The sequence below is a fragment of the Capnocytophaga cynodegmi DSM 19736 genome (assembly GCF_000379185.1).
GTDB lineage: Bacteria > Bacteroidota > Bacteroidia > Flavobacteriales > Flavobacteriaceae > Capnocytophaga > Capnocytophaga cynodegmi.
This window is the reverse complement of record NZ_KB900734.1, coordinates 14,271-41,163: the sequence shown is the minus strand read 5'-3', so window position 1 is coordinate 41,163 and position 26,893 is coordinate 14,271. Positions and strand designations below refer to the sequence as shown.

The following is a 26,893-nucleotide window of genomic DNA, read 5'->3' as shown; positions in this document are numbered from 1 at the left end:
TTATAAATTTAGAATAAAAATCTATTTTTATTCCTTTTTACAACGTTTTTTGTTTTTGTTTTTATTTTGTTTAGTGTGATTTGTTTTTTGTAAATAGAAGAAAGTAAGTTAAAACTTGTGATTTTAAGAGTCTATGGGGGATGTTAGGTTTTGAATTTGATTAAATTTTGTACTTTTGTCTTGTTAAATGTGCTTCGTAAAAAGGGGTGCATTTGGAATTGTTTAGTAAAGATTTTGCATAATGAAGACTCGTTTTTTTCATAGTATTTTAGTTTTATTTATATTATTTTTATCTACAAATTTTTTATATTCTCAATCAGGTAGGGTAGAGTCTATTTCTTTGAATTTCAGTGACGCTTGTGTTTCAGCAACGTATAATAATTTCAGTTTGTCCTTTAAGTGGGCTCCTCCGCTTCCTCCTGCAAATAATCAATATATTATTGAGCTGTCTGATGCTAATGGCGATTTTTCTAATCCCACAATTTTAAAGACAATTACAGGGCAGAATACACTCTTTGAACTTTCTACAAACATACAATTACCTACCACAGTACACGGTAACGGTTATAAAATTAGAGTTAGCAGTACTGCTCCTTCAAGTTCATTGGTCAGTAATGCTTTCTCGGCATACTATCTGAACGTTACTACACGTTTGAAACTTAATAATGACGAATCAAAGTTAGCACTTTGTCCTGGGCATTCTAAGGAAATATCCGTAGATAAAAAAACTGAAAAAGCATACAAATGGTACAAAAATAATACCTTGATACCTGGTGTTACAGGTCCTTCTTATACTGTTTCAGAAGCAGGGACATATCACGTTACTGTTGATTATGGTAATTTCTGTTCAGGGTCTTCCAATTCTCGCTCTAACAATGTTGAAGTAACAGTGGCTGGTAATATGGGAATGACCATATCTTCAACTCCATCAGATGCGAATATTTGCAAAGGACAATCAGTTACACTTAATGCAAGTAGCAAAAACAATTCGTATACTTATAAATGGTATCGTAATGATGTAGTAGTGGCAGAAGGAGCAGGACTTGATAGTTATACGATACCAACCACAGGAGACGTTGCAGGTAGGTATTATTTAGGGGTAGCAGCTCCAGGACAGGATTGTGAGGAACGAACTAATGTTATTGAAATAAAGCTTAAAGAAGATTTTAAAGTCTCAGCAACCGTAACAGATGGTGATTTGATGTTGCCAGGGGCCACAAAACAACTTAAAGCAGAAACCACAGCTGAAAGTCCTTCGTTCCAATGGCTTTTAAATGGGGTGGAGATTTCGGGTGCCACTTCACAGAACTATACAGCCTCTCAACCAGGTGAATATCAAGTTAAGGTAACACAAGGAGGGACTTGTGCCGGTTCAGTAGTTTCTGAAAAAGTAATATTAAAAAGTCCAACAAGTTTTAAAGTGGAAATTAAATACAAATCAGCTTCTTATCAGGCTTGTTTGTATGATAAAACCTCACTAGCGATCGAAAAAATTGTAGCTGTAACAAGCTCAGGAGAGGTGGTTATGGAACCTTCAACGTACAATGTATTTAGTTATCAATGGTATAAAGGTTCAGAAGCAGTTGACGGTGCGATTGGTAATGAAATATTTTTAGATAGTACTTCGAAAAATGGAGTGTATTCACTACAGGTTTCTGCCGTAGGCTATAACTCAATTCCTCGTTCTAATGAATTATCTATTCAACTTATTGATGCGAGTGCAGTAAAACTAAATGAAGGACGTAGAAGTATTGAATTTTGTACTGGTTCCGTAAAGTTAACTGCTGACCCTGCCGATGCTTCAGCCACCTATACTTGGTATAAAGATGGTGTAGAAGTACTTAAGGAAGTAGGCAAATACGAATATGAAATTTCACAAACTGGAACGTACCACGTTTCTATAATGAAACAAGGCGAAGTTGGATGCCCTGCAGTTTCCAATTCCATAGTGGCAATTAAAGATGATGTTACAGCGGGTTGGTCAAGAGAAATGAGACCTAAGGAAATTTATGTTGAGGGAAAATCCTACACCCTGACCATTTCTCACACGATGACAAATCCTACGATAAAATGGTTCCGAAACGGACAAGAAATATCTGGAGAGAATGGACTTTCCTTAACCATTACACAACCAGGAAGTTATTATGCTGAACTGGTTAATGGTGGAACAACTTGTGCCAATGAGAAACGTGTGACACCTACACAATATTACATAGAGGTAAAAAGTTTGAAACCAACCATAGGATTTAAAACGCAGAATCAGTCAGGGAATTGCGATGGCACAGCTACTGAAACTACATTGGAATTACAGAAATTGGAGGGTATTTTGGTAGGAGAAGACCCATTACCTTTCAATAGTGCTGACTTTGGTGACTTCACTTATCAATGGTTAAAAGACGGAACACCAATCTCGGGACAAACCGATTACAAAAATTTATTGGTAATGAATGATGGGTCAATAGGGGAATATTCAATACAAGCTACCTATAAGTCTTCAATTACGGAATCTAATAAGTTAAGAGTTTCTTTTGCTTCCGTTCCTGATGTAGTTATTCAGTCTGAAAGTCCTAACAATACACCTATAATATGTCCTGGAGGAAAAACAACTTTATCTTCTTCAGTTTCTTCAGCTGCGTATTCTTATCAATGGTATAAAGAGGGAAGCAAAATTGAAGGAGCGGTAGAAGCCAATTATGATGCCACAGAGGCAGGAAATTACTACATAGAAATATCAAATGGAGTTTGTACCAAAAAGTCGGCGACAGTTTCAGTAAATTACTTTAAGGCTGAAAATATAAAAATTGTTCGACTTGACAATAATATGGAAATTCCTGATAAGTCTTCCTTTTCTGCAACAAAAGGACTTGAGGTAGGCGTTTTGAATAGTAGTAGCGATTATCAATATTATTGGAGTACCCCTGATAAGCAAACTTTTGGAGATAAAGTTGTAATCACAGAAGTTGGAGTGTATACTCTAACAACTACAATTGGAGGTACTTGTGAGCCAGTGGTAGTTTCATTTGAAATAAAAGATTTGTATGAAATTAATGAAATACCGAATGTTGTAACACCGAATGGAGATGGATTTAATGATTTTTGGGAGATTCCAAATGAGTATCTAAATAAAAGTTATGTGAGGGTAAGGATATATTCTCAAGAAGGGAAAGTGGCTTTCGATGGAACAAATTACGACAATAGGTGGCCGAATACCAATACCTCTAAGGATATGGGGAAAAGGGCAATTCTGTATATGTACGTAATTGAAGTAAACGGGAAAGTTGAAAAACAAGGAGTTATTACCGTAATTAAATAATGAATACAAATAACTTATTACTTTATTTAGATAATAAAGATGGAATTATGACAAAAAGAAGTACTATCATATTAATCATTTTTACTTTTTTTCTGCAATTTGCAGTGGCTCAGAAAGGGGGATACCACTATTTACCTTATGAAATGCCGGGTCACTCAGCTGTGAAATTTAATTCTTTTTTAATGAATCCTACGTTTCCGATTTTTGGAGAGAAGGAATCGCACGTTTCGTTATACCATAGGAATCAGTGGATGAATTTTAAAAATAATTTTAAAACCTATATGGCAACTTACGGAAAGAAATGGTCTGACCAAGAGATGTTTCACGGAATGATTTTTCAGAAGAAAGCAGGTGTGTTCACAAATTATGGTGTTTTAGGAAATTACATACATCAAATTGAAATTTCTGATGAAAATTATCTTCGATTGGGTATCAATGCAATGTTCGGAATGACAGGTATTTCGAAAGGAGATGTTATAATAAATAACCCTGGTGACCCAATTTTTGAAAATGTGTCAAATACAGGAATTTTTAATATTCAACCAGGTTTTGATATAAACTTCGGAAGGATGCATTTTGGAGTTGTAGCCGAAAATTTAATAGATTATGCCATTTCAGCTGGTGAGATGGCAGTTCCGTTTAATGCAAAATCTTTTGTTGGGCATTTAATGTATCGAAATACAATGATGAGTGGTTCTGGTATATTGGAAGAGGCTACCTTTTCGGTAATGACCAGAGCCAGAAGAAGTTCTGAAAATTTTCAGTTTGGAGGTAACATAACGCTGGATATGCCTTTGATAGGTTGGGTTTATGGAGGTTATGACCAAAAATATGGAGTATTTGGAGGGTTAGGATTTAATGTCACCTCTCATTTTAGTGCTGGTTTTGGATATGAGCAAGGAATAGGTTCTTATGTAAGCAATCTTGGTGGAACATATGAAGTTAGTTTGGTGTATCAGTATGGAGGAAAAAGACACGAGAAAGCCAGAAAATTAGAAGAAGCCAGAAAAGCTAAGGAAGCTGATTTGGATAGAAAGAAAGCAATAGAAGAAGTTAAGCCAGAGGTTTCAAAAGAAGCCGTAGCCGAAAAACCAAAAGAGGAGGCTAAACCAATAGTAGAACAACCTAAAGACCCTGTGAAGTCATTACAAGAACGAATTAACGTGCAAGAACATAAAATTGCTGGAGGAAAAATTGCTGATGGTTACTATGTTATTGTGGGAGTGTTCAGAAATCCAAAAGGAGCGTATCAACGTTTGAAAGAAGTGAGAGCAATGGGGCTTACAGCAAGTGCTTTTCTGCACCCTCAAAATGGTATGACCTACGTGTACTTCAATCAGCCGTATGATTCAAAAGAAGATGCAGGTTTGATAATGAGTCAAATGCTAAAACGACGTGAGTTTTCAGATATAAGTATTTGGATATTAAGAGTTGTTAAGTAATTTGACAATCATTCAAAGGACTTATTTTAGAAGAATTTACTATAACAAGATAATCACAGATACTCATATTTCAATAAAATGGAAGTAGATACAAAAACTAAAAATAAATCAACGTTTATGAAAAAAGCAGTTTTTATCTTATACGTTGCACTATTAACAGTGTGTAACATAGAGAAACTATCAGCTCAGAATCACGTTCCTTTTGTACCTCATCGTTACCAAGAGACGGTAAAAGGGGATATGCTACTAATAGGGAACTCTATTTTAAATGTACGAGATGCTAATTATAGGCATATAAATCCAAATTTACCCTATACAGGGAGTCACGGGCATAACGCGTTTGTAAATTTGGATTACATTGATATTGATAATGATAGACAAACCTTTAATTCAAGTGCGGCAAGTATTAAAAGCCCTAATCCACGTACATCTTGTTTGAAGGTTAAAAAGGCTTACCTATACTGGGCGTCTACTTATACGATTGGTTTGATAAATACTCAGAGGGACCCAAGGTTGGAGAGAAGTAAATTTGGTCAAGTGAAGTTTAAAACACCCAACAGACCTTATGTTGATTTGACAGGTGTTGAAGTATATAACGGAGGAGATGTATTGAGTTCCAATAATGCGACTAATAACAATACTCATCAACGAGGTTATGTTTATGTAGCAGATGTAACTCGATATTTGGAGACAGAAGCTAATAGCAGAAATGGTGCCTTTGACGGAGAGTATATGGTTGCTAATATAATGGCTCCAAAAGGTAGAGAAGCTACGGGTGTTGGTTATGCAGCAGGTTGGACACTTATCGTTATTTATGAAGACCAAACCTTATCAAGTAGGCATATCACTCTATTTGATGGTTTTTCCGTTTTGAATAGTAACAACCCTAATATAGACATTCCTATAACAGGTTTTCAAACCATACCTTCAGGAAATGTAAACGCGAAATTTGCTTTTGCAGCTTTGGAAGGGGAATTTGGAATATCGGGAGATGCTTTAAGAATTAAAAGCCCTTCAAACCCAGCTGGAGTTTTGATAGATGCACCAGGTAGAAGAAGCTCAGGAGCAGCTAACTTCTTTAACAGTCAAATAACCGATGTGAATGGTGCAAATTTGGATCGCCGTCCAGCGAGTACGAATTTGTTAGGGTTTGATGCTGGAATTTTACAAGTACCTAATCCAAGAAATTCTCTTATTAGAAATAACTCTTCTTCTGCAACAATATCGCCTTCAACAGCAAATGATGCCTACTATCCTTTTATGATGGCGTTCAATGTTGAGGTAATCGCTCCAGTAATTGATTTAGAAAAGAGAGTGTTCAAAGTCACTTCCAATTCTGATGTTACAGGAGGAATAGTAGAATTAGGTGACAAACTACGTTATGAAATACAATTCCGAAATTCTGGAAATGATGATGCTAAAGATTTAGTAATCACAGATAAACTTCCTAACAACCTGCTTTATAGTAATGTAGCGTCATCAGTAAAACTATCTTGGAAATCATCAGCTACACAACCAACAGATTATGAATATAATGCAGCAACACACGAAATAAAATTTAAAGTTCCTTCAAGCATAATTAAAAAAGGACAAACAGCTTGGCATAAAATAAGTTTCGAAGTACAAGTGCCACCACATTGTGATGATTTACGTGATGCTTGTTCTAATGAAATATTAAATATTGTTCACGCTAAATATTTTGGAGTTCAAAATACTTCCAAAGATGGATTTACGGCAATAAGTGTAGCTTCGCATAAAGATTGTGAAGGAAATCTGCAAGGTCCTTCTAATTTCATTGCTAATTTAGGGACTTGTGTAAGTAAAACAAAAAGAACGCTTTGTGAGAAAACTCTTGATCTGGTAGCAGGAGCTAATTTTGATACATACGCTTGGACAAAAGATGGGGTTCCTATCGGAGGAAATAATCAAAAACTAACAGTAACTGCGTCAGGTAAATATCGCGTACTTAAGAAAAAAGCAGGTTGTGCTGATATGGTTGAAGAAATTACTGTGGAGCTTCACGACAATGCACTTAAAACGAATCCTATTAATCCGTTTGCTTCAGAGGTTTTCAAATGTGGGAATGACAATACGGATTATCCTCAAATATACCTTTGTGGAACGTCTGCTTCAAAACTTCTAACTTTGAACGTTACTGAGGCTTTGAGCTACAAATGGGAAAAAAGAAATGAAAATTGTACAGTGCCAATAACACATCCTGTGGAATGTCCTGTTCGTGATAACTATGGATGTTCGTGGTCACAAGTACATACAGGTAGGAATTATAATGTTTCAGAACCAGGGGATTATCGTGTAGAAATTACTTACGATGGAGGTTGTGTTGCAGTTTTCTATTTCAAAGTAACAAAAACGTTGCTTACTCCTACTTTACAAGTAAGAGATATCATTTGTGATACTCAAGCGAAAATTATTGTAACACATCCAGCCAATGGATATGAGTATGCATTGCGAGGCAGTAATGGACGTATCGTTCGTGACTATCAAAATAGTAATACGTTTGATAATATTACATCTCCTGATTCCTACACTGTATTGATACGACAAAAATTAGTTTCTGGTGCTACATATCAACCTTGTATATTCGAGGTTCCAGCCTCTATTGTACAAAAGACACCAAAACTTTCTATTGATACAACTCCTTTGGCTTGTGAAAATACCAAAGGTACGTTACGAGTTCAGGTGATAGATGCATACCCTCAATATACATATACAATCAGAAAAGGCAATGCTTCTGGGGCTGTTGTGAAAACACTCCCTGCAACAGACATTTCAGATGTTACATTTGATGGTTTAGATGATGGAGAATACCATATTGAAGTAAAAACTCCTGATTGTAAACTTGAAGAAACTAAGCGAATTGGGAAAATACCTCCATTACAAGCCAGAGTGACAGTTAAAAGTCATTTGATGTGTAATGGTGAGGGAATTGTTCGTGTTGATGCTTGGGATGGTACTCCTGGTAGAAGTTACGCTTATAGCATTGATGGTGGCAATACCTACGTTTATAACTACACAGGAGCATTTTACGAGTTTGTTGTATCCAATCCAGGAACTTATACAATAAAAGTACTAGATGCTAATAACTGTGAAGTAGAAGTTACATCAGAGGCTGTAAGAGCTGCTACACCACCTACGTTTACTATTATAGATAAATTGACTGATTGTGGAGCTAAAGGAACTATCGAATTTACAAACGTAACAAATCCTGAAAACTATCAAATAAAATATAGCATTGATGGAGGACTTACAAGCCAGTTAGGAACAAAATTTGTTGGTTTAACACCTGAAGAAACGTATACACCGACATTAATTTATGGTAATGGTTCGGTTGATTGTACTGTTTCACGTACAATAACATTGCCTCCTGCTGCTACCGGAAGGGTAATCGCCTCTGCAGGTGTTTCAGAATTAATAGGTTGTGGTGAGGATGATAATGTAGGTAAAGCTCGAGTTCGTATAACCAACGTTAGGGGAGGTACTGGCAATTACCGGTATAGCTTTGACGGAGGTGCTACTTGGGGCTCAGAGCGAGAGAAATGGTTGTTACCAGGTACATATACCATTGTTGTACGTGATGAGGTGGATTGTGAATTCAGAACACAAGTTGTGGTAGACCCAAGACCTGTGAATCCCGTATTCACACACAATGTAACCTACAATTGTGATGGTACAGGAAACATAAGTATCAGTAGTAATCAGGGTACTTACTCCTATACGTACGAGATAGGAGGGGTTACTACGACTACTTCAACTTTTCCTAATTTGCCTCCTGGAACGCATAAAATCAAAATTAAATACGCAGACCCAACAACTCCAATTCGTCACGAGTTATTTACTGAAGATTTTGGGATAGGAGCAGGTAAATTCAAAACTCCTTATATCAACGGAAAATACTTTTTTGAGCCTCAGACTAGAGACAGAAACTTTGATGGAGGAAAATATGCCTCAGATTTTCAAGAAGTTGGAGGGGCTTTGCGCATTCTCAATGGGTTAGGGCAGCCAGAAACTTTTGGATACCACCAAGATTTGAATATGAATGATGGTGAGTATATTGTTACGGACAGACTAGACCCTAATATAGGTGCTTGGTATCGTCCTAATGATCATACAGGACATCCAAATGGTAGAATGTTGTTCGTTAATGTTGGTAATGTTTTGGGAACAGAAGGGGGCATTCTTTACCAGCGAGAAATGAATGATGTAATGCCTAATCAACCAATTCAATTCTCAATAGCTGCTTTCAACCTTATCAATGCAAGAGGATCAAATCCTAATGCGTATGATCCTGATTTAACGATAGAACTTTATACTAGTGAGGCGGATATCTTGTTGAGAAATCCAGTTATTAGTCAGCATATAGGTTCACCTCCAAAAAGTACCAGTCCGAACGATTGGAGAGAGTATTCTCTTTCTCTTAATTATCAAGGAACTAGTACGAAATTGTACGCCGTAATTCGTTCAGGAAATTTGGAAACCAATGGTAACGATGTGGTTATAGATGACATTTACCTTTACCAATTACCAAAAATTTGCTCTTTTGATGAAGAATTAACTGTAATCATTGAGTCAGGTAAGGAATTTGGTGTCATAGAAAATACTGAGAGAGTAACGGATATTCTTTGTAATGATGCAAACAATGGAACATATCAAATTGCTCTTAAGAATATAGATGCTTCTGGGTATTGGGTATCTAAAGATGGAGGAGCCTTCGTAAAAGAAACAGTTAATCCATTTGTTTGGAATAATATTTCTGGAGGAAATCACAAAGTTATTTTCCGTTATGGAGAGAATACTACTCATTGTGAGGTGTCTCGTACTTTCACAGTTAATAATCCTTCACAAATACAAGTACAACCTATACCAGATTTAACATTAGGCTGTAGCCCTGCTTCAGTAAGTGTGAACATTTCAGCCACAGGCGGAATTGGAGCTTTGAAGTATCAAGTAAAACAACCAGATGGAGTTATTCTTACACAAAATTCTCCTGAATTTGTACTAAATCAGGTAGGAGCTCACGAACTTACAGTAACAGATGCGAATAATTGTTCTGTAGTTGTAACATTTAATGTAGTTCAGGCACCAACACCTACGGTGACAGCTGCTAATACATCAGAATACTGCGTGAAGGGGCCTACTCCAGCAAAAATAGATGTAGTAGTAACTTCAGGTACACCTCCATTTACATATTCAATCGATGGAACAGTAAGAGCAACCACAAATGATGCTACATACTCTTTTGCAAACTTGCAACCTGGTACGTACGCTATCAAGGTTGTTGATAAATATGGTTGTGAGGGTACATTAAATGAAACCATTAAGCCAGAACTTAAGATAAATAATGCTACAGTTGAAAAAGAGATTACTTGTGATGTGGCTCCAGCAAACAAAGGAAGAATAAAAGTTTTTGTGGCAGGAGGTTACCCGCCTTACAAGTACACAGTTAAAAAAGGTACTGATATAGTAGTAGCAGAGACAGCTGTAACAGGTGCAGAAATCATATTTGAAACAGAAGAGGCAGGAATTTATACTATTGAGGTTAAAGACAGCAAAAACTGTTATGCTTTTGTTCAAAAAGAGCTGATAGCACCAGAAAATCCTAAGATAACACTCGCTAAAACAGATGTAAAATGTCACGGAGAGAACACAGGTTCTATAGTTGTAACCACTACAGGTGGAACTCCTCCTTACAGATATTTTGTTAATTCGGTAGATAGAGGAACACAAAATGAGTTCAATAATTTGGCTGCTGGTGAGTACACCATTGTTGTTCGTGATGCTAAAAATTGTGAGGTTACTGATAAAGTAAATATTGCTCAGCCAGATGCTCCATTAACAATTAGCCATACTATCAAAAAGTTGATAAGTTGCGATCCAGTTGAAGATAAGGCAGAGGTTGAATATACCGTAACAGGAGGAACTTCTTTCTATAATGATAATCAAGGAGGAACTAATTATCGTACTGGTGTAAGAACTATTAAGTTGGGGGTTGGTACTCATAACATTATTGTAACAGATGCCAATGGATGTCAAGTACAACAAACGATTGTAGTTCCACAGAGACCTACTCCACCAACGGTAAATGCTACGCCAACTATTGAATACAATTGTGATGGTACAGGAAACTTCACCATAACTGCTACACCAAACACGTATGATTATACATACACACTTGGTACAGAAAGCAATCAAACAGGAGTGTTTAATAACATTGCTGTAGGAACACATCAAATAACAATTCAATATAAGGAGAAAAATCCTATTCCAGGAGCTGAGGATTGTGGTTACACAATGACAACTACAGTGGTTGTTGAACCTGGTAAAGAATTTAGAGCTAATGTAATTAATGTTAAACCAGCAACTTGTAACGGAGTGAGTGATGGTCAAATCACCTTAAATGTGGAAAATTTTGGAACTGGTTACACATACGCTATTGATGGTGGAGCCACACAAAACGGAAATTCAGCTACATTGCAAACTCCAGCAAATTTAGCTGTAGGGGTTCATACCATTACCTTAAATCTTGATACTTGTTCGCTAACCGTTACAGCAACAATAACTCAACCTGATGCTTTGGTAGTTACACCAACAATTACCATACCTGCAAAATGTAGTAATGGAGAGAAAGCAACGGTTACTTTGGAAGTGAGCGGTGGTACAGCGCCTTACACATATGTTTATGGTTCATTGTCTCCTCAGAGTACAAATGTATTTACACAGGTATCAGTTGGTTCACAAACATTCAAAGTAATAGATGGAAATGGTTGTGAGAAAGATGTGACAATAGACGTCGATGCACCAAAAACAGTAGCTTTCACAGCGACAGCTACGGCTTGTTACTCAGGGAATAATGATGCTGAGATTGTAGTGACTGTTACTGATGGAAACGGAGATTATCGCTTCAGTATCAATAACGGAGCTTGGCAAACGCCTTCTGCAGCAACTCCTTTGACATACACGTTTACAGGATTGCCTTCCTCAGCAGGTGCGGGTCATATTATCCGTGTAGAAGATGCTTTTGGATGTCAAGCTACACGACACGTACAGATATACCCAGCATTGATAGTTACCACTAAAGAAACTCCTAAAAATTGTAACAACGGAAGAATAGAAGTTACAGCCACAGGAGGTAGTGGAACATATGAATTTGCAGTGGTTCAAGCTGGAACAGCTCCTACTTATACTTCAAGTGCAAGTCCATATAGCCAAAGCATAGTTGTTGCAGGAATTTATGACGTGTACGTAAAATCAGCGGCGTGTGTGTATTCTAAAACAATAACTATTGGACAGGCTCCAGCAGTAGGCTTTACAGCAACGGCAAAACAACCTAATTGCCACGGCTATAAAGGAAGTATCGAGCTTACCAATATTGTGGGTGATGCTCCATATACGCTGAACTTGTACAATCAAACAGCACCTGCAGTGCCAGTAGTACCTGCAGTACAAAATTATATCAACACATCATATGAGTTTTCAGATGTGGCTGTGGGTACATACATTGTAGAGGTTACAGACAGATACAGTTGTGTGCATACTAAAACAGTTACACTAACTGATAAACCAGCATTGACAGCAACAATAACGTTGAAAACTACTGGTTGTATCAAAGTAGGTCAGTCAGTTGAGTTAGATTTAACAATAGCTCAAGCTCTTATTGATGCTTACACTGCATCAGGTTACAAAATTGAGTATAGTACAGATGGAACGAATTGGACGGAAATAACCAATACAACTACATTAATTACAGGTAAAACAGTAGGAGAGAGCTTTACACCTTCATTACGTGTTGTTGTTAATACAACCAACAATGTTGTTTGTTTACAGGCACTGCCACAATATACGGTGCCATTCCCACTAAGTGAGTTGGCTGTAGCAACGAATTTGATTAGTGATTTTTCAAACACTTGTTTAACAGGGGGATTCACGGTGGAAGTTACAGCTTCTGGTGGAGCAAATACAGGAGTTGATGGGGGATCTTATGAATTTACAATGGGTGACCCAAATGACACAGCTACACAATGGTTTAAGCCTACACCTATAACGGGAAGTGTATATACTTTTACTGGACTTACACCAGGAAGAAGCTATACTTTCTATGTAAGAGATGCTAATAAGTGTATTGAAGGAAATAAAAAGGATATTTATTATGAATATATTCCACCATTAAAAGTAGTTGGTAATGTAAAACCAATTTGTTTTGATGCCAGTACAGGTTCTATTGACTTTGTAATTAGCAGAACAGCTACATCAACCACAACTGCAAGTCAGTTTGAGTGGAAAGTATTTGATAAGGCAACTGGAAATGTTGTCCTAGGAGCAGGATTTACGGGAACTAGTCCAATGCCACTACAAGGAGGTTCAGTATCAGTCAATGTTACAAACTTGCCAATAGGCACATACTATATGGAGATTACCGAGAAAAACCCTAATACGGGTTGTGTATGGGCAAGTCTTGATGTACAAATGTACAAACAAACAGACTTGCAAGGAACTCCAGAGGTAAAACGTGGTGCTACTTGTGCTCTTCCAGGGCTTATCGAAATCAAAAATCCACACGGAGGAGGAGGCACTTATACCTTTGAACTTTATAGTACAGCATTTAATACAGCTTCTAATCTAATTCTTTCAAATAATACTGTTGTTGAAGTACCTGTAGCAAATGTTAGTACAACAGCACCATCAATTACTGTAAGGGTAACAATGATTGATCAGCACGGTTGTAGAAAAGATTTAGGAGAGGTAACGATGCCTGTTGAACAATCTGCTCCTGCAGTTACAGCAAAACCTGATAGTTGTGAAGAACCGTTGTCTATAACAGCAGAATATACACCTGTTACAGGTAGAAATTACGAGTTTGCTATACAACAAGGTACAGGTGCTTGGAGTGCTTGGCAAAAAGACCCTAAATTTACAAACCTTGTAGGTGGTCAGCAGTATAAAGTAAAACTTATTGACAGAGTTACAGGTTGTGAAAATGTAAGTTCAGCAGTTACCTTGCTTACCAAAATTAAGGGAGAGGTAAAACAAACTAAATTATTAGGTTGTGGACAAAATGCTGAGATTGAAATCAATGCTAGTGAGGGTTCAGGAACATACCAGTATGAAGTCACTGGTGCGGGTAATGTTTCACGACAAGATTTGCCTACAGCGACATATAATTACGCAGTTTCGGTTGCTGGAACTTATATCATTAAGCTATGGGATAAAGATGCAAGTGCAGCTACTTGTCCGCCACTGACATTCACTGTAACAGTTGCTGCCCCAGTGTATCCAGCCTTTACAGCAACTACAGTTTCTGCAACTTGTAACGGAGTTTCTGACGGAAAAATCTTAATTAATGAAATTGCCACAGGAGCACCTACAGTTACATACACACTTTCAGGAGGGGCAACAGCTTCAGTTTATAATCCAACAATCAAAGGATTTGAAAATCTTGCAGGAGGTGTTACGTATGTTGTTAGAGCTACTTCTACAAATGGCTGTCATACAGAAACTACAGTAACAGTTGGTCAACCAACGCCAGTAAATGTAGCGGCAGATTTCATAAAAGTAGACCAGTTTGCTTGTACATCAGGAAACAATCCTAATAATGCAAAAGTTACTATTGATCCGTCTAAAGTAACAGGAGGAACGCCTCCGTTCAGCTTCACTATTACGTATAATACGCAAGTTGTCAACGGAACAGAGTTGATAACAAATGATTTCAGTGGAGGAATAGTTACTGTTGAGGTTAGAGATGCAAATGGCTGTACAACAGTTACGCCAACAGCTACCATCAATAAGTTTGATGCATTGACAGGTATTTCAATCAACATAACTCAGAATATTTCTTGTGAAGTAAATGAGGTGGTTGATGTTGTAGTGACATCGGTTGATAATAATCCATTAAAATTTGAATATGCACAAAGTGCTACAACTCCTGATGCTACAACCATTTGGCAACCATCAAGGACATTTACAAATCTTGCAGCGGGAACATATACCTTCTGGGTGCGTCATAAAGAAACAGGCTGTATGCTTTCAGTGGTTCACACTATAAGAGATCCAAAAACGTTTGTAATTGACGAGCCAACAATTACACCTGCAAGATGTAAAGGTGAATCAGGAAGTGCTGTATTTAATATTCACGATGCTACATACACAGGTCAGTATGATTGGGTGGTGTTAGGAACAACTTCTGTAACAGGTAATAGAATGGGGTCAGGAACTATAACAGTGAATATCGGAGCAGGAACACATACATTAAGCGTGACACAAGCTGCACATCCAGAGTGTTCTAAGGAATATGTGTTCACTATTACCGAACCAGATGTTGCCTTAACAGCAAGTCATACATTGAAGCAAATTACTTGTACAGGAAATGATGGTGTTATTGAAGTAATAAATGTAACAGGGGGCTGGGGTGATTACAAATATACCATCACTCCTGATCCAAATTCAGTAGGGGAAACTACAAATCCTGTGTTTGCTAACTTACCTGCAAATACATACGAGGTAACAATTATAGATAAACAAGGTTGTAAGTATAAGATACCAAATATTGTGTTATCAAATCCTACACCTATAGTACCTGTACTTAGTGTCGAAGCACAGAATTGTGTGGCAGGTTCAGGAGTTATTAAAGCAACTGCTTCGGGAGGTGAAGGCAAAAATTACAGCTTCCAATTGATAAGAAATGGATTGAGCTTTGGAGGTCCTGTTCCAGGAGATGCTACAAATTCTGCAACGTTTGCTAACCTGTCGGCAGGAGATTATACCGTTAGAGTTACAGATACTTGGAATTGTAATGCTGTTACAAATACGCCAGTAACACTTTATGAGCCTATTACAAACCCGAGCGTAACTATAGATAAAGAAATTACGTGTGATGTTAATCCTCACACGGGAGCAAATGTTACAATAAAACATCAAGGAGGAAATTCAGGAAATATTACCTATGTGGTAACGGCTCCATCAGGTACGTCTGTATCACAAAATAATAACCCTGTATTTACTAACTTGAATGAAGTAGGAACTTACAACGTGAGAATTACTGATAATGCAACAGGTTGTCCGCCAGTGAATACTACATTCGAACTTACAGCTACTATCCCAGTTGCATTTACACATACGCAAACCAATGTAAGTTGCAACGGAGGAACAGATGGTTCGTTTGTGATAAGTTTGGATAACACACAAACACAATTGGATTACAGAATTGAGGTAACAAGTGCTGTGGCAGGTTTCACTCCAAAACAAGAAACTGTGAAAGTTACGCCATCATCGCATACTTTCAAAGATTTGAAAGCAGGGGTTTACACAGTGAAAGTGATTTCTGCCAGAGGTTGTGAACATCAAGAGCCTATAAACATTACAGAACCAGATTTATTGACTCTTACAGCAGCTGTAACCACTGAGTTTGCTTGTGATGCTACATCGAACGTGCCTCAACAAGCTGTTATAAAAGCCACAGTTAATGGAGGAACAGCTCCATATCGTTATAGCATTGATGGAGTTAATTTCGATAACACCACAGGAGAATTCAGTATTGCTGATACAGGTGCTATCCAAAACATCACAATCACAGTAAAAGATGCTAATGGATGTGATACAACCGCACCAGTTGTTTTAAATCCGTTGCCAAAAATAACCAATGTGGCAATTGATAAGAAGGCACTTACTTGTGCAAATCCTGAAGAGGTAAAAATTAAGATAACAGGAGCAGGTGCTACAGGTTATCGAATTGAAGGAACAACATCTGTGGCAGGTGCAACAATTTCACCAAATCCAGTTCAAAATTTACCAGCAGGAACATCTGAAGCGACCTTCAATTTATCAGCCCCAGGACAATATGAATTCAAGGTAGTTGATTTACAAACAGGATGTTATACCATTGTAACACATATTGTGAATGCGTACGACCAGATGAAAGTATCTGCAACACTTGGAAAACAAATTTCTTGTTCAGGAAATGCAGATGCAGAAATTAAGCTTGAAACGGTGGATTACATAGGAAGCTTCACTTGGGAGGTACTTAATGCTACAACATTAACACCTTTAACCCCAGCTAAAAACGGAACTGTTAATTCACCAGTGTTTGGAGTACCAGTGGTAACTACTATCACAGGATTACCAGCGGGAGATTATGTGGTGAAAATCAAACAGAATGCGACACCTTTCTGCGAAATTACATCGCCAATTGTGCAAATAGCAAATCCAACAACTTTGGTAGCAACACCGTCCCTTGCAAATCCGCTCACTTGTAAAGGTAATGATGCAGTGTTAGTAGTTGAAGCCAAAGGAGGTTGGGGTGATTACCAATATCGTTTGGAGAAAAATGGAGCAGCTCACCCAACTTATGGAGCGTATGCTACTACATCAACATTTGCTAATTTAGACGCAGGTAATTACAAAGTTTGGGCAAAAGATAAAGGAGGTTGTGAAATATCAGCAGATATTAATATTGTAGCACCTACACCGATAAATGTAACTGCGGTTCCAAACGTAACACGATTGACCTGCTTTGGAGATAAATCGGCAAGTATTACGGCAACAGTTACACCAGCAAATGCAGGAAGTGGTAACTATAAATACATCTTATTGACAAGAACTGCGTCTGGAATTGTTGAATCAGGAGCTCAAGAAAGCCCTACATTCACAGGATTAAGAGCAGGAGAATATGCTGTAAGGGTAGTTGATGGTTGGAATTGTGATAAGGATTCAGATTTCATTACGATAACTGAACCAGCTCCAGTTAAGGTAGAAGCAATTATTTCCAGAAATATAACTTGTAAGCAAGATGCGGAAATTACCTTGATAGGAACAGGAGGCTCAGGAACAGGTTATGTGTTTACTGTCGACCCATCATCGTCAGGAAATATCACGCCATCTGGTACAGCAGGAGTTTACTTGGCTAAACCAGGAACATATATTTTCACAGCGGTAGATGGCAATGGTTGTAAGTCAGGACTTTCAAATACAATTGAGATACATCCTGTTCAAGAATTAGGATTGAATATTGATACATCTTTAGCCTATGTAAAATGTAATGGTGATAGTTCCGCTACAATTAAAGCAGAGGCTTACGGAGGTTTAGGTGATTATAACTATGAGTTATTAGATGCTACTGGTGCGTCATTTACACCACAGATTAAAAACACAGATGGTATCTTTGGAGGCTTATCGAAAGGAACATACAATGTTAAAGTAACAAGTTTAGATTGTGAGGAAAAAACAGCGGTTCCTATAGTTATTAATGAAGCACCTGCATTGGTATTCACAACTGCAACAAGTACGAATGAAACTTGCTTTGGAGAAGAAGATGGTACTATTGATGTTCAAGCCGCAGGCGGAACGGGAGCAATAACATATGCGATTTCCCCACGATTAGACCGAGTGGTAACAGCTGAGTATATCAGAAGCCAGAAGTTTAAACCAGGAACATATGTAGTAATAGCACAAGATGAAAATGGTTGTACACTTGAACAAGAGTTTATAATAGCACCAGCAAGTAAGATAGATGTGAAGTTGGTGTCAGTAACGCACGAAACTTGCTTAGGTAGTCGTGATGGAACTGCAACAATAACTATCACAGGTGGAACACCTCCATACTATACTGCATTCAATGAAAATTCTGATACAGCAAATTGGGTGCAAGGCAAGTTGTTCTACGATAACTTACCAGCAGGAGAAAATCATACAATCTTTGTAAAAGATGCTAATGGATGTAAGGCTTACGTAATAATCCCGAAAATTGAACCAGGAATTGACTTGCAACTAAAAGCGGAAGCAACGCCACAATGTTCAAATGATAATGTGATTAATAATCGTATCGTTGTTTCGGTAAATCCTACGTATGCAACTCAAGTAACTTACACATTAGATGGTGGAACACCACAAAGAAGTAATATCTTTGATAATGTTCCGGCAGGAGTACATACAATTACGGTTTCTCACCCTAATGGATGTAACGGAGAGGTTTCAGTAACGATGCCTAATTACGTGCCACTATCGGTTGTAACAAGCACCACAGAAATAACTTGTAGTGGAGCAGATGATGCGACTATAACTATGCAAGTAACAGGCGGTTCATCAAGTTACACTTATACAATTACACCTCAGGCAGGAAACTTTGATGTGGCCACTCAGAAATTTACTTCTTTACCAGCAGGAAATTATACAGTGATGGTGAGAGATAATGTTCTTGGTTGTGTTGTTACAGAAAGATTTAGATTTGTTAATCCAGCTCCTCTGTACATAGATGCAAGTACCGTTTCTGAAACTTGTTATGGAGATAATGATGGTCAAATACGTTTTGAGATAAAAGGTGGTAAGCCAACGTACAGTTATGTACTAACAAATCCACAAGGACAACAGGTTGACATTGCAAACGGAATAACTGCAGGTCAAGTTATTACCAAAACAGGATTGGCTCCTGGTAATTACGTGCTTACTTACGTTGATTTGGGTGGTGTTTGTACAAAAACTGAAACCATCACAGTAGGAGCTGCTCCAAATCTAAAACCTGTAAATCAACTTGAGGTTAAATACGAGTGTACAACGAGTATACCTTCAAACTATCTTCAAGTTATCTTTGATAATGCAATTTTGAATCAAAGTAATACATTCTATGCTTTGAATAGCACAAATATTGCAGATGCAAGACGATTTACAGAGTTTAACGGAAGCGTAGCAATTATTCGAAACTTACCATCAGGAAGTGACCAGTTTATAACTATTTTCTATAACACTTGTAGTTATACAATTCCGTTAAGTGAGTACTTCGATGTAGAAGATTTTTCACCATTAACGTTGCAAGACAAATCTGATCCAAGAAAAATGAATCAGGTCAAAGTACAAGCAAACGGAGGAAAAGCTCCATACACGTATTACTTTAACGGGAAAATGAGTAGCAGTGATGAGTATTACATTTCATCAAGTGACCCAGGACGTGTAGATGCAAACGGACGTATCATCAAACAAGTTACAGTAATGGTAATTGATGATTTAGGTTGTTCACAAACTATAACCATCGAAAAAGAATTCTTTGATATCTACATACCAAATTATTTCACACCAAATAACGATGGAAATAACGACCGTTGGAAACCTGAAAACACGAGAAGTTATCCAGATATTGAAGTCCTAATTTACGACAGATATGGTAGGCTGATAGCAACATTACGTCAGGAAGAATCTTGGGACGGAAAATACAATACACATGATTTGCCTACGGGAGATTATTGGTACTTGGTTAAACTCAATGGAGATAGTGATGGACGTGAATTCATAGGAAACTTCACTCTATTCAGATAGTTAAGATGATGTTTACCAAAATAAAAACTCAAGGCTGGGAGCTAAACCAGCCTTGAGTTTTTTTATTTTCCGTATAAAATGTAATTATCAGAAATTTAAAAGAATAATAATTTTGTTCTTTCAAAAAAAAATTATACTTTTGAAGTCAATTTAAAAAATTAAAAAAGTTATGAATATACCATCAGAATTAAAGTACACGAAAGACCACGAGTGGGTTCGTATCGAAGGAGACCTAGCAGTAGTTGGGATTACCGATTTCGCTCAAAAAGAATTGGGTGATATTGTTTATGTTGAGGTCGAAACAGAAGGAGAAACTCTTGATAAAGAAGAAGTTTTTGGAACTGTTGAGGCTGTAAAAACGGTTTCTGATTTGTTTTTGCCATTAAGTGGGGAAATCATTGCTTTTAACGATGTTTTGGAGCAAGAGCCTGAGAAAGTAAATTCAGACCCTTATGGCGAAGGTTGGATGATTAAAATAAAGTTTAGTGATGCATCTGAGATAGATACATTGCTTTCTGCCGAAGAATATACAGATTTGATAGGTGCTTAAAAAACGAAAGTTCACAATCTTATTAGGAATATGGTTCATTGTTGTGGTAACCTTGAGCCTAATGCCTGGAGATAGCACCCCTGATTTACCCCGTATCCCATACATAGATAAAATAGCACATTTTACTTTTTATTTTGTATTTACGGTTTTGTTTTTTTTAACATTAAAAAATGAATGTAAGTGTGTTAAAAAAATACCTTATGTTTATCTTATTTCGGCATTATTTGCTTTTTTATTAGGAATTAGTATAGAATTGTTGCAAAAAACAATAACAACTACAAGAAGCGGAGATATATACGACGTTTTTTTCAACTCCTTTGGCACAATTGTTGCTTTGATTTTTGTGACAATCATTAATAAAAAAGCTTTTAATTAATGTTAAAAAAATGTTTAGTAACCTTTTAAAAAGATTTAAGTTATGCAACCTAAAAAGAACCCAAAAGCAGATTTAACCAAAAATAGTGGACTATTTTTTGCTATCGGTTTTGCATTGGTTTCAGCCTTATCCTATGCAGGATTTGAGTTGAAATCTTACGACAAGCAAGTTGTTGACGATCGAAAAACAGATGTTGACAAGTTACTTGATGAAGAACAAGAAGAAATTGTGTTGGAAAATATTACTCCACCACCTCCACCACCTCCACCACCTGCAGTAGTACAAGAGGTAGAAATCGTTGAAAATGAGAAAGAAATAGAAGAAACTATCATTCAAGATACTGAGGTTAAGAAAGATGAAGTTATCGAAGTTTCTCAAATTCAAGAAGTTGTTGAAGAACCAGAAGAGGTTGACGTTCCTTTTACAATTATTGAGGACAAACCGATGTTCGAAAATTGTAAAGACGTGGCAAAAGACAAACAGTTTGATTGCTTTAAACAGAATTTGGACAAACACGTACAAAAGAACTTCACTTACCCACAAGCTGCAGCAGAGATGGGAATTCAAGGAAGGGTGAATGTTCACTTCCGTATTAATAAAGATGGAAGTATCACTATCATAGGAGTTCGTGGACCAGATAAAATGCTAGAAGCAGAAGCTCGTAGAATTATAGAGAAGTTGCCAAAACTTATTCCAGGTAAACAACGTGGAAAACCAACATCAGTAACATTCTCTTATCCAATTAATTTCAAGTTAAACTCATAATAAAAAAGCCAACCTTTATTAAGGTTGGCTTTTTTATTTTCTATTTGATTTTTACAAACTATTGTTTTTAGTAAATTCAATAACTTCTGAAATACGACCGAAAGCTACACCAACTACCGTGTCGGCAGCTCCATAGTAAACAGCAACTTTGTCTTCTTCAATAGAATGCAACGCTGCACAAGGGAATACAACATTCGGTACATCGCCTGTTAATTCGTAAATTTCAGCAGGAGCCAATAGATAAGGCTGTGTACGATATTTAACCTTACTTGGGTTGTTTTTATCCAAAATAGCAGCTCCCATTGAGTAGCGATATCCATTAGCTGTTCTGATTACTCCGTGATAAAACATCAACCAACCTTCATCGGTAAGTATAGGCACTGCACCAGCACCGATTTTTAAACACTGCCAAGCACTATCTTCAAACGGAGTTACTTTCATAACACAACGATGTTCACCCCAATATTTCATATCAGGGCTGTAGCTGATATAAATATCTCCGAATGGTGTATGTCCATTATCACTTGGTCGTGAAAGCATTGCGTATTTACCATCGATTTTTTCTGGGAACAGTACTCCATTTCGGTTGAAGGGCAAAAACGCATTTTCGCATTGGAAAAACTCCTTAAAATCGTATGTGTAGGCAATCCCGATGGTAGGTCCGTGATAGCCATTACACCAAGTAACCCAATAGCGGTCTTCAATCCACGTAACGCGAGGGTCGTATTTGTAATCAGAATCAATCATTTGTGTATTTCCTGCTTTCATTATAATGGGCTCGTGATTGATTTCCCAATTGATTCCGTCTTTACTAAAACCTGCAAAAATATTCATTTGTACCGCTTTGTTATCACAACGGAAAACTCCTGCAAATCCGTCTCCAAAAGGAACTACGGCACTATTAAAAATACTATTGGAAGTTGGGATATGATATCGCCCAATGATTGGATTTTGGCTGTATCGCCACATAACATCCTTGCATCCTTCAGGACGCTCTTGCCAAGGCATTTGTGTTTTACTCATAAGTTAATCTAAAAAATTAAATATCTAGAAATTTTATATTTTTATCAGTTTAATTAAAAAAGGAATTGATTATTTTGGTAATGAAATTGATTTGTTCATCATCAAGCTCGGTGTGCATAGGCAAAGAGATAACTTCATTTACCAATTGATTTGTAATGGAAAAATCTGCTTCTTTGTACCGTTTGTCGGCATAAGCTTTCTGTAAGTGTAGCGGAATTGGATAATAAATTCCGAAAGGGATATTGTTTTCAGATAAAATTTTTGCCAGTTCATCACGTTTTCCATTGGTGATTCGTAGGGTGTATTGATGATAAACGTGGTCGTAACCTTCTTCATTAAAAGGAGTTATTACATTTGGAGTATTTTTTAAGGCATTTGTGTATTTTTGCGCTGCTTCTTGGCGTTTTTTGTTGTATGTGCTTAGGTGTGGAAGTTTTGCACGAAGTACTGCTGCTTGTAGCGAATCCAATCGGGAGTTAACTCCCACTACATCGTGATGGTAACGTACGTACATTCCGTGATTTACAATTCCTCGAATGGTGTGAGCAAGGTCATCATCATTGGTAAAAATTGCTCCTCCATCTCCATAACAGCCTAAATTTTTTGAAGGAAAGAATGAAGTAGCCCCTACGTGTCCGATAGTTCCTACTTTCTGTTTTTTTCCGTCCGACCACGTGAAATCAGCTCCAATGGCTTGTGCATTATCTTCAATTACAAATAAGTTATGCTCTTTTGCTATTTGCATAATAGCTTCCATATTAGCGGGTTGTCCAAATAAATGCACAGGAACGATGGCTTTTGTCTTTGGAGTAATGGCTTTCTTTATGGCTTCGATATTGATATTGAAAGTATCATCATAAACATCAACCAGAACAGGTGTAAGATTCAGTAAAGCAATTACCTCAACGGTTGCTGCAAAAGTAAAATCAGCAGTAATTACCTCATCTCCAGGCTTTAATCCAAGCCCCATCATAGCAATTTGTAGAGCATCGGTTCCGTTGGCACACGGAATTACGTGTTTCACGCCTAAATATGTTTCTAACTCTTTCTGAAAAGCGTGAACCTGTGGCCCGTTGATGAAAGCAGTACTTTCTAAAATTTCATTGAAAGCATCCTGAACCTGTTCTTTAATTTCTTGATATTGACCATTCAAGTCAACCATTTGTATTTTTTTCATACTTAATCTACTTATTTAGAAGAATTTTTGCAAAAACGCATCATTTTTGCTTTTACAAAAAATATCCCACAAAAATAAGGAAGTAATTTGAATAAATATGTATTTTCGCAAAAAATAATTTTTAGATGAAAATCGTATATACTGCCTCAATTCGTGTTGTAGGTTTTGTACTTAAATTTTTGGCATTATTCAATAAAAAACTCAAACTTTTTGTTGAGGGACGCAAAGATGTCTTCTTCTATCTTAAGGAAAAAATAGATGCAAATGAGCAATACATTTGGTTTCACACGGCTTCTTTGGGGGAGTTTGAACAAGGATTGCCAGTTATGAAAGAATTGAGGAAGAAAAATAAGATTATTGTTACATTTTTTTCTCCTTCGGGATATGAAATTCGTAAAAATAGTAAAGATGTTGATGTAGTTGTTTATCTTCCTTTGGATACTCCCGAAAATGCGAGACGTTTTATTGAAGTTGTTCGTCCTAAGACAGCCATTTTTGTTAAGTACGATTTTTGGTATCATTATCTTTCTGAGTTGAAAAAAAATCAAATTCCAACGTATTTAATATCAGGTAATTTTCGTGAAAATCAAATATTTTTTAAATCATACGGAGGAATGATGAGAGATTGTTTACGATGTTTTAGTCATTTCTTTGTTCAAAATGAAAAATCAAAATTATTGTTGCAATCTATTGGTTTTGAAAATGTAATGGTAAGTGGTGATACACGTTTTGATAGAGTTTTGGAAATTTTAGATAGAGACAATTCCTTGGATTTTATTGAAACATTTAAGAATAATTCTACTTGTGTAGTTTTTGGAAGTTCGTGGGAAGAAGACGAGGAAATTTATCTCAGTTATGTAAATAACTCAACTGGAAATATTAAATTTATCATTGCACCACATAATATCAACCCAGAAAAAATACATTTTTTTAAACAGAAAATATCTAAAAAGATAGTGTTTTTTTCGGAAAGGCAAGGTAAGAATTTATCTGATTTTGATGTGTTCATTATTGATACGATTGGTATTTTAACAAAAGTGTACAGCTATGCGGATATTGCGTATGTGGGAGGCGGAATGGGTAAAAGTGGGCTACACAATGTGTTGGAACCGGCTGTTTTTGGTATTCCTGTGGTGATAGGGAAAAACTATGAGAAATTCAATGAGGCTAAGGCTTTAGTCGGTAGAGGAGGAGTTGTGTCTATCACGAGCGAAGAAGAATTTAAACAGATTATGGACTTGTTAATTTCAGTTCCTGAGAAGCAAGAAGAAATGGGGAAAGTTAATAAGGACTTCATCAGGGAGAGTCAAGGTGCTACACAAGCCTTTATCACATTCTATGAAAATAGAAAAAATAAAGAAAAGTAGATGGTTATGTGTGTTGATTTATAGCTGATTATGAACTTTAACAAAAATTAAGATTGATTTTTTTGATAAAAGTATTGTGAAAACAAAAAATAGTTGTACATTTGCAAACGCAAAACAGAAGGTAATATTCCTCCTTAGCTCAGTTGGTTAGAGCATCTGACTGTTAATCAGAGGGTCACTGGTTCAAGTCCAGTAGGGGGAGCAAAGAAAATCAAGCACTTACAGAAATGTAGGTGCTTTTTTCTTTTTGATAATTCCTGTAGATGATAATCCTCAATATTATAAGGAAGAATTAGCAGAAAAATTCAAGGATTTTCTTCTTTAAATGATTCATATCATACCTTAATCATTTCTGATTTTTCTTGATAAATCATTGAAGTTTAAACTTATTTATTTGTTTAGGTAATTTGGAATGGGAAACTGAAAAAAACAAAAAAATCATCAAATTCCTATTGAAGTTGATGAATTAGAAAAAATAAATATTTGTGAATATTTCCTACTTGTTAATCATTTTCCAAAGAGTATCTTTTAGTTGGGAAATACCTTTTCCTGAAACAGATGAGATAAATAAAAAAGAAATTCCTTTTAGAGCAGGCTTGATTTCTTTTTCAATGTCAGAAGTAAGTTCTTCGTCAAGCATATCTGATTTTGAAATAGCTATAAGTCTATCTTTATCAAGTAGTTCTGGATTATACTCTTTCAGTTCTTTTAGCAATATATGGTATTCTTCTACAATATCTTTGCTGTCAGCAGGAATGAGGAAAAGAAGCGTTGAATTTCGCTCAATATGTCGTAGGAAATAATGTCCTAATCCTTTTCCTTCTGCAGCTCCTTCAATAATACCAGGAATATCTGCTACAACAAAAGATTGAAAATCACGATATTCTACAATTCCCAAATTAGGTTTTAATGTTGTGAAAGGATAATCACCAATTTTCGGTTTGGCAGAAGTTATAACCGATAACAATGTTGATTTTCCCGCATTAGGAAAACCTACAAATCCTACATCGGCAAGAATTTTCAATTCTAACAAAAGTTCCATTTCCTCACCAGGAATGCCAGGCTGTGCATATCTTGGAGTTTGATTGGTAGCACTTCTGAAGTGCCAATTCCCTAAGCCTCCTTTTCCTCCACGTAACGCAATGACCTCCTGTTTGTCTTCTGTAATTTCAAACAAAACCTCATCAGTTAAAGCATTCTTTACGATTGTGCCTAAAGGGACTTCAAGATAAACATCTTTCCCATCAGCTCCTGTACTACGACTTGCTCCGCCACTTTCACCGTGTCCCGCTCTGAAATGTTTTTGAAACTTGAAGTGAATGAGTGTCCATAGGTTTTTATTTCCACGAACAATAATGTGTCCACCTCTTCCGCCATCTCCGCCATCAGGTCCGCCTTTAGCAACAAACTTCTCCCGATGCAAGTGCATAGAACCTTTTCCGCCATTTCCTGAGGCGACAAATACTTTTACATAATCCGTGAAATTCCCTTCAGTCATAATATTTATAGAAAATAGACAACCCCAAACCTTTGAAGAAGAAATCTCCTATCAAAAGTTTGGGTTTTTC

General features: G+C 36.8%; 10 protein-coding genes and 1 tRNA gene. 8 read left to right on the top strand and 3 right to left on the bottom strand.

What is annotated here, in order from left to right:
- Positions 1-340 precede the first annotated feature (340 nt).
- From YW9_RS0108825 to YW9_RS0108800, 6 genes are all read left to right on the top strand, one after another.
- Positions 341-3,313: an Ig-like domain-containing protein gene (locus YW9_RS0108825; protein WP_167933630.1), complete on the top strand. Its 2,973-nt coding sequence runs from the start codon at positions 341-343 to the stop codon at positions 3,311-3,313.
- Positions 3,313-4,755 carry a PorP/SprF family type IX secretion system membrane protein gene (locus YW9_RS0108820; RefSeq protein WP_018279805.1) on the top strand — a complete coding sequence of 481 codons (1,443 nt, stop codon included), beginning with the start codon at positions 3,313-3,315 and terminating at the stop codon, positions 4,753-4,755. Before YW9_RS0108825 ends, YW9_RS0108820 begins: the two co-directional genes overlap by 1 nt.
- Before the next feature lie 117 nt (positions 4,756-4,872).
- Positions 4,873-20,067, top strand: a complete 15,195-nt coding sequence (locus YW9_RS0108815; protein ID WP_167933628.1) for a T9SS type B sorting domain-containing protein — start codon at positions 4,873-4,875, stop codon at positions 20,065-20,067.
- A gap of 169 nt (positions 20,068-20,236) precedes the next feature.
- A complete protein-coding gene (gene gcvH, locus YW9_RS0108810) occupies positions 20,237-20,617 on the top strand; it encodes a glycine cleavage system protein GcvH (protein ID WP_018279803.1) in 381 nt (126 codons plus the stop codon).
- 61 nt (positions 20,618-20,678) lie between these two features.
- Complete coding sequence (locus YW9_RS0108805) at positions 20,679-20,993, top strand: VanZ family protein (RefSeq protein WP_018279802.1); 315 nt, start codon at positions 20,679-20,681, stop codon at positions 20,991-20,993.
- Between the two features lie 42 nt (positions 20,994-21,035).
- Positions 21,036-21,758 carry an energy transducer TonB gene (locus tag YW9_RS0108800; RefSeq protein WP_018279801.1) on the top strand — a complete coding sequence of 241 codons (723 nt, stop codon included), beginning with the start codon at positions 21,036-21,038 and terminating at the stop codon, positions 21,756-21,758.
- A 51-nt stretch (positions 21,759-21,809) separates the two neighbouring features.
- Here YW9_RS0108800 and YW9_RS0108795 read toward each other — a convergent pair whose 3' ends face one another.
- The gene (locus YW9_RS0108795; RefSeq protein ID WP_026193925.1) at positions 21,810-22,781 is read right to left on the bottom strand and encodes a glycoside hydrolase family 130 protein; all 972 of its coding nucleotides are present in this window, start codon (positions 22,779-22,781) and stop codon (positions 21,810-21,812) included.
- A 49-nt stretch (positions 22,782-22,830) separates the two neighbouring features.
- Complete coding sequence (locus YW9_RS0108790; RefSeq protein ID WP_018279799.1) at positions 22,831-23,958, bottom strand: DegT/DnrJ/EryC1/StrS family aminotransferase; 1,128 nt, start codon at positions 23,956-23,958, stop codon at positions 22,831-22,833.
- A gap of 125 nt (positions 23,959-24,083) precedes the next feature.
- On the opposite strand from YW9_RS0108790, the gene YW9_RS0108785 reads away from it, so the two are divergent.
- Complete coding sequence (locus tag YW9_RS0108785) at positions 24,084-25,325, top strand: 3-deoxy-D-manno-octulosonic acid transferase (protein ID WP_018279798.1); 1,242 nt, start codon at positions 24,084-24,086, stop codon at positions 25,323-25,325.
- Between the two features lie 128 nt (positions 25,326-25,453).
- Positions 25,454-25,527: transfer RNA gene (locus tag YW9_RS0108780), tRNA-Asn, on the top strand.
- A gap of 294 nt (positions 25,528-25,821) precedes the next feature.
- Here YW9_RS0108780 and obgE read toward each other — a convergent pair.
- On the bottom strand, positions 25,822-26,823 hold the full coding sequence (gene obgE, locus YW9_RS0108775; protein ID WP_018279797.1) for a GTPase ObgE: 1,002 nt from the start codon (positions 26,821-26,823) through the stop codon (positions 25,822-25,824).
- Between the last annotated feature and the right edge of the window lie 70 nt (positions 26,824-26,893).

Coding starts and splice junctions, on each gene's coding strand:
- YW9_RS0108820 (WP_018279805.1), top strand. CDS start 3,313: ATGAATACAAATAACTTATTACTTTATTTAGATAATAAAGATGGAATT.
- YW9_RS0108815 (WP_167933628.1), top strand. CDS start 4,873: ATGAAAAAAGCAGTTTTTATCTTATACGTTGCACTATTAACAGTGTGT.
- gcvH (WP_018279803.1), top strand. CDS start 20,237: ATGAATATACCATCAGAATTAAAGTACACGAAAGACCACGAGTGGGTT.
- YW9_RS0108805 (WP_018279802.1), top strand. CDS start 20,679: ATGCCTGGAGATAGCACCCCTGATTTACCCCGTATCCCATACATAGAT.
- YW9_RS0108800 (WP_018279801.1), top strand. CDS start 21,036: ATGCAACCTAAAAAGAACCCAAAAGCAGATTTAACCAAAAATAGTGGA.
- YW9_RS0108795 (WP_026193925.1), bottom strand. CDS start 22,781: ATGAGTAAAACACAAATGCCTTGGCAAGAGCGTCCTGAAGGATGCAAG.
- YW9_RS0108790 (WP_018279799.1), bottom strand. CDS start 23,958: ATGAAAAAAATACAAATGGTTGACTTGAATGGTCAATATCAAGAAATT.
- YW9_RS0108785 (WP_018279798.1), top strand. CDS start 24,084: ATGAAAATCGTATATACTGCCTCAATTCGTGTTGTAGGTTTTGTACTT.
- obgE (WP_018279797.1), bottom strand. CDS start 26,823: ATGACTGAAGGGAATTTCACGGATTATGTAAAAGTATTTGTCGCCTCA.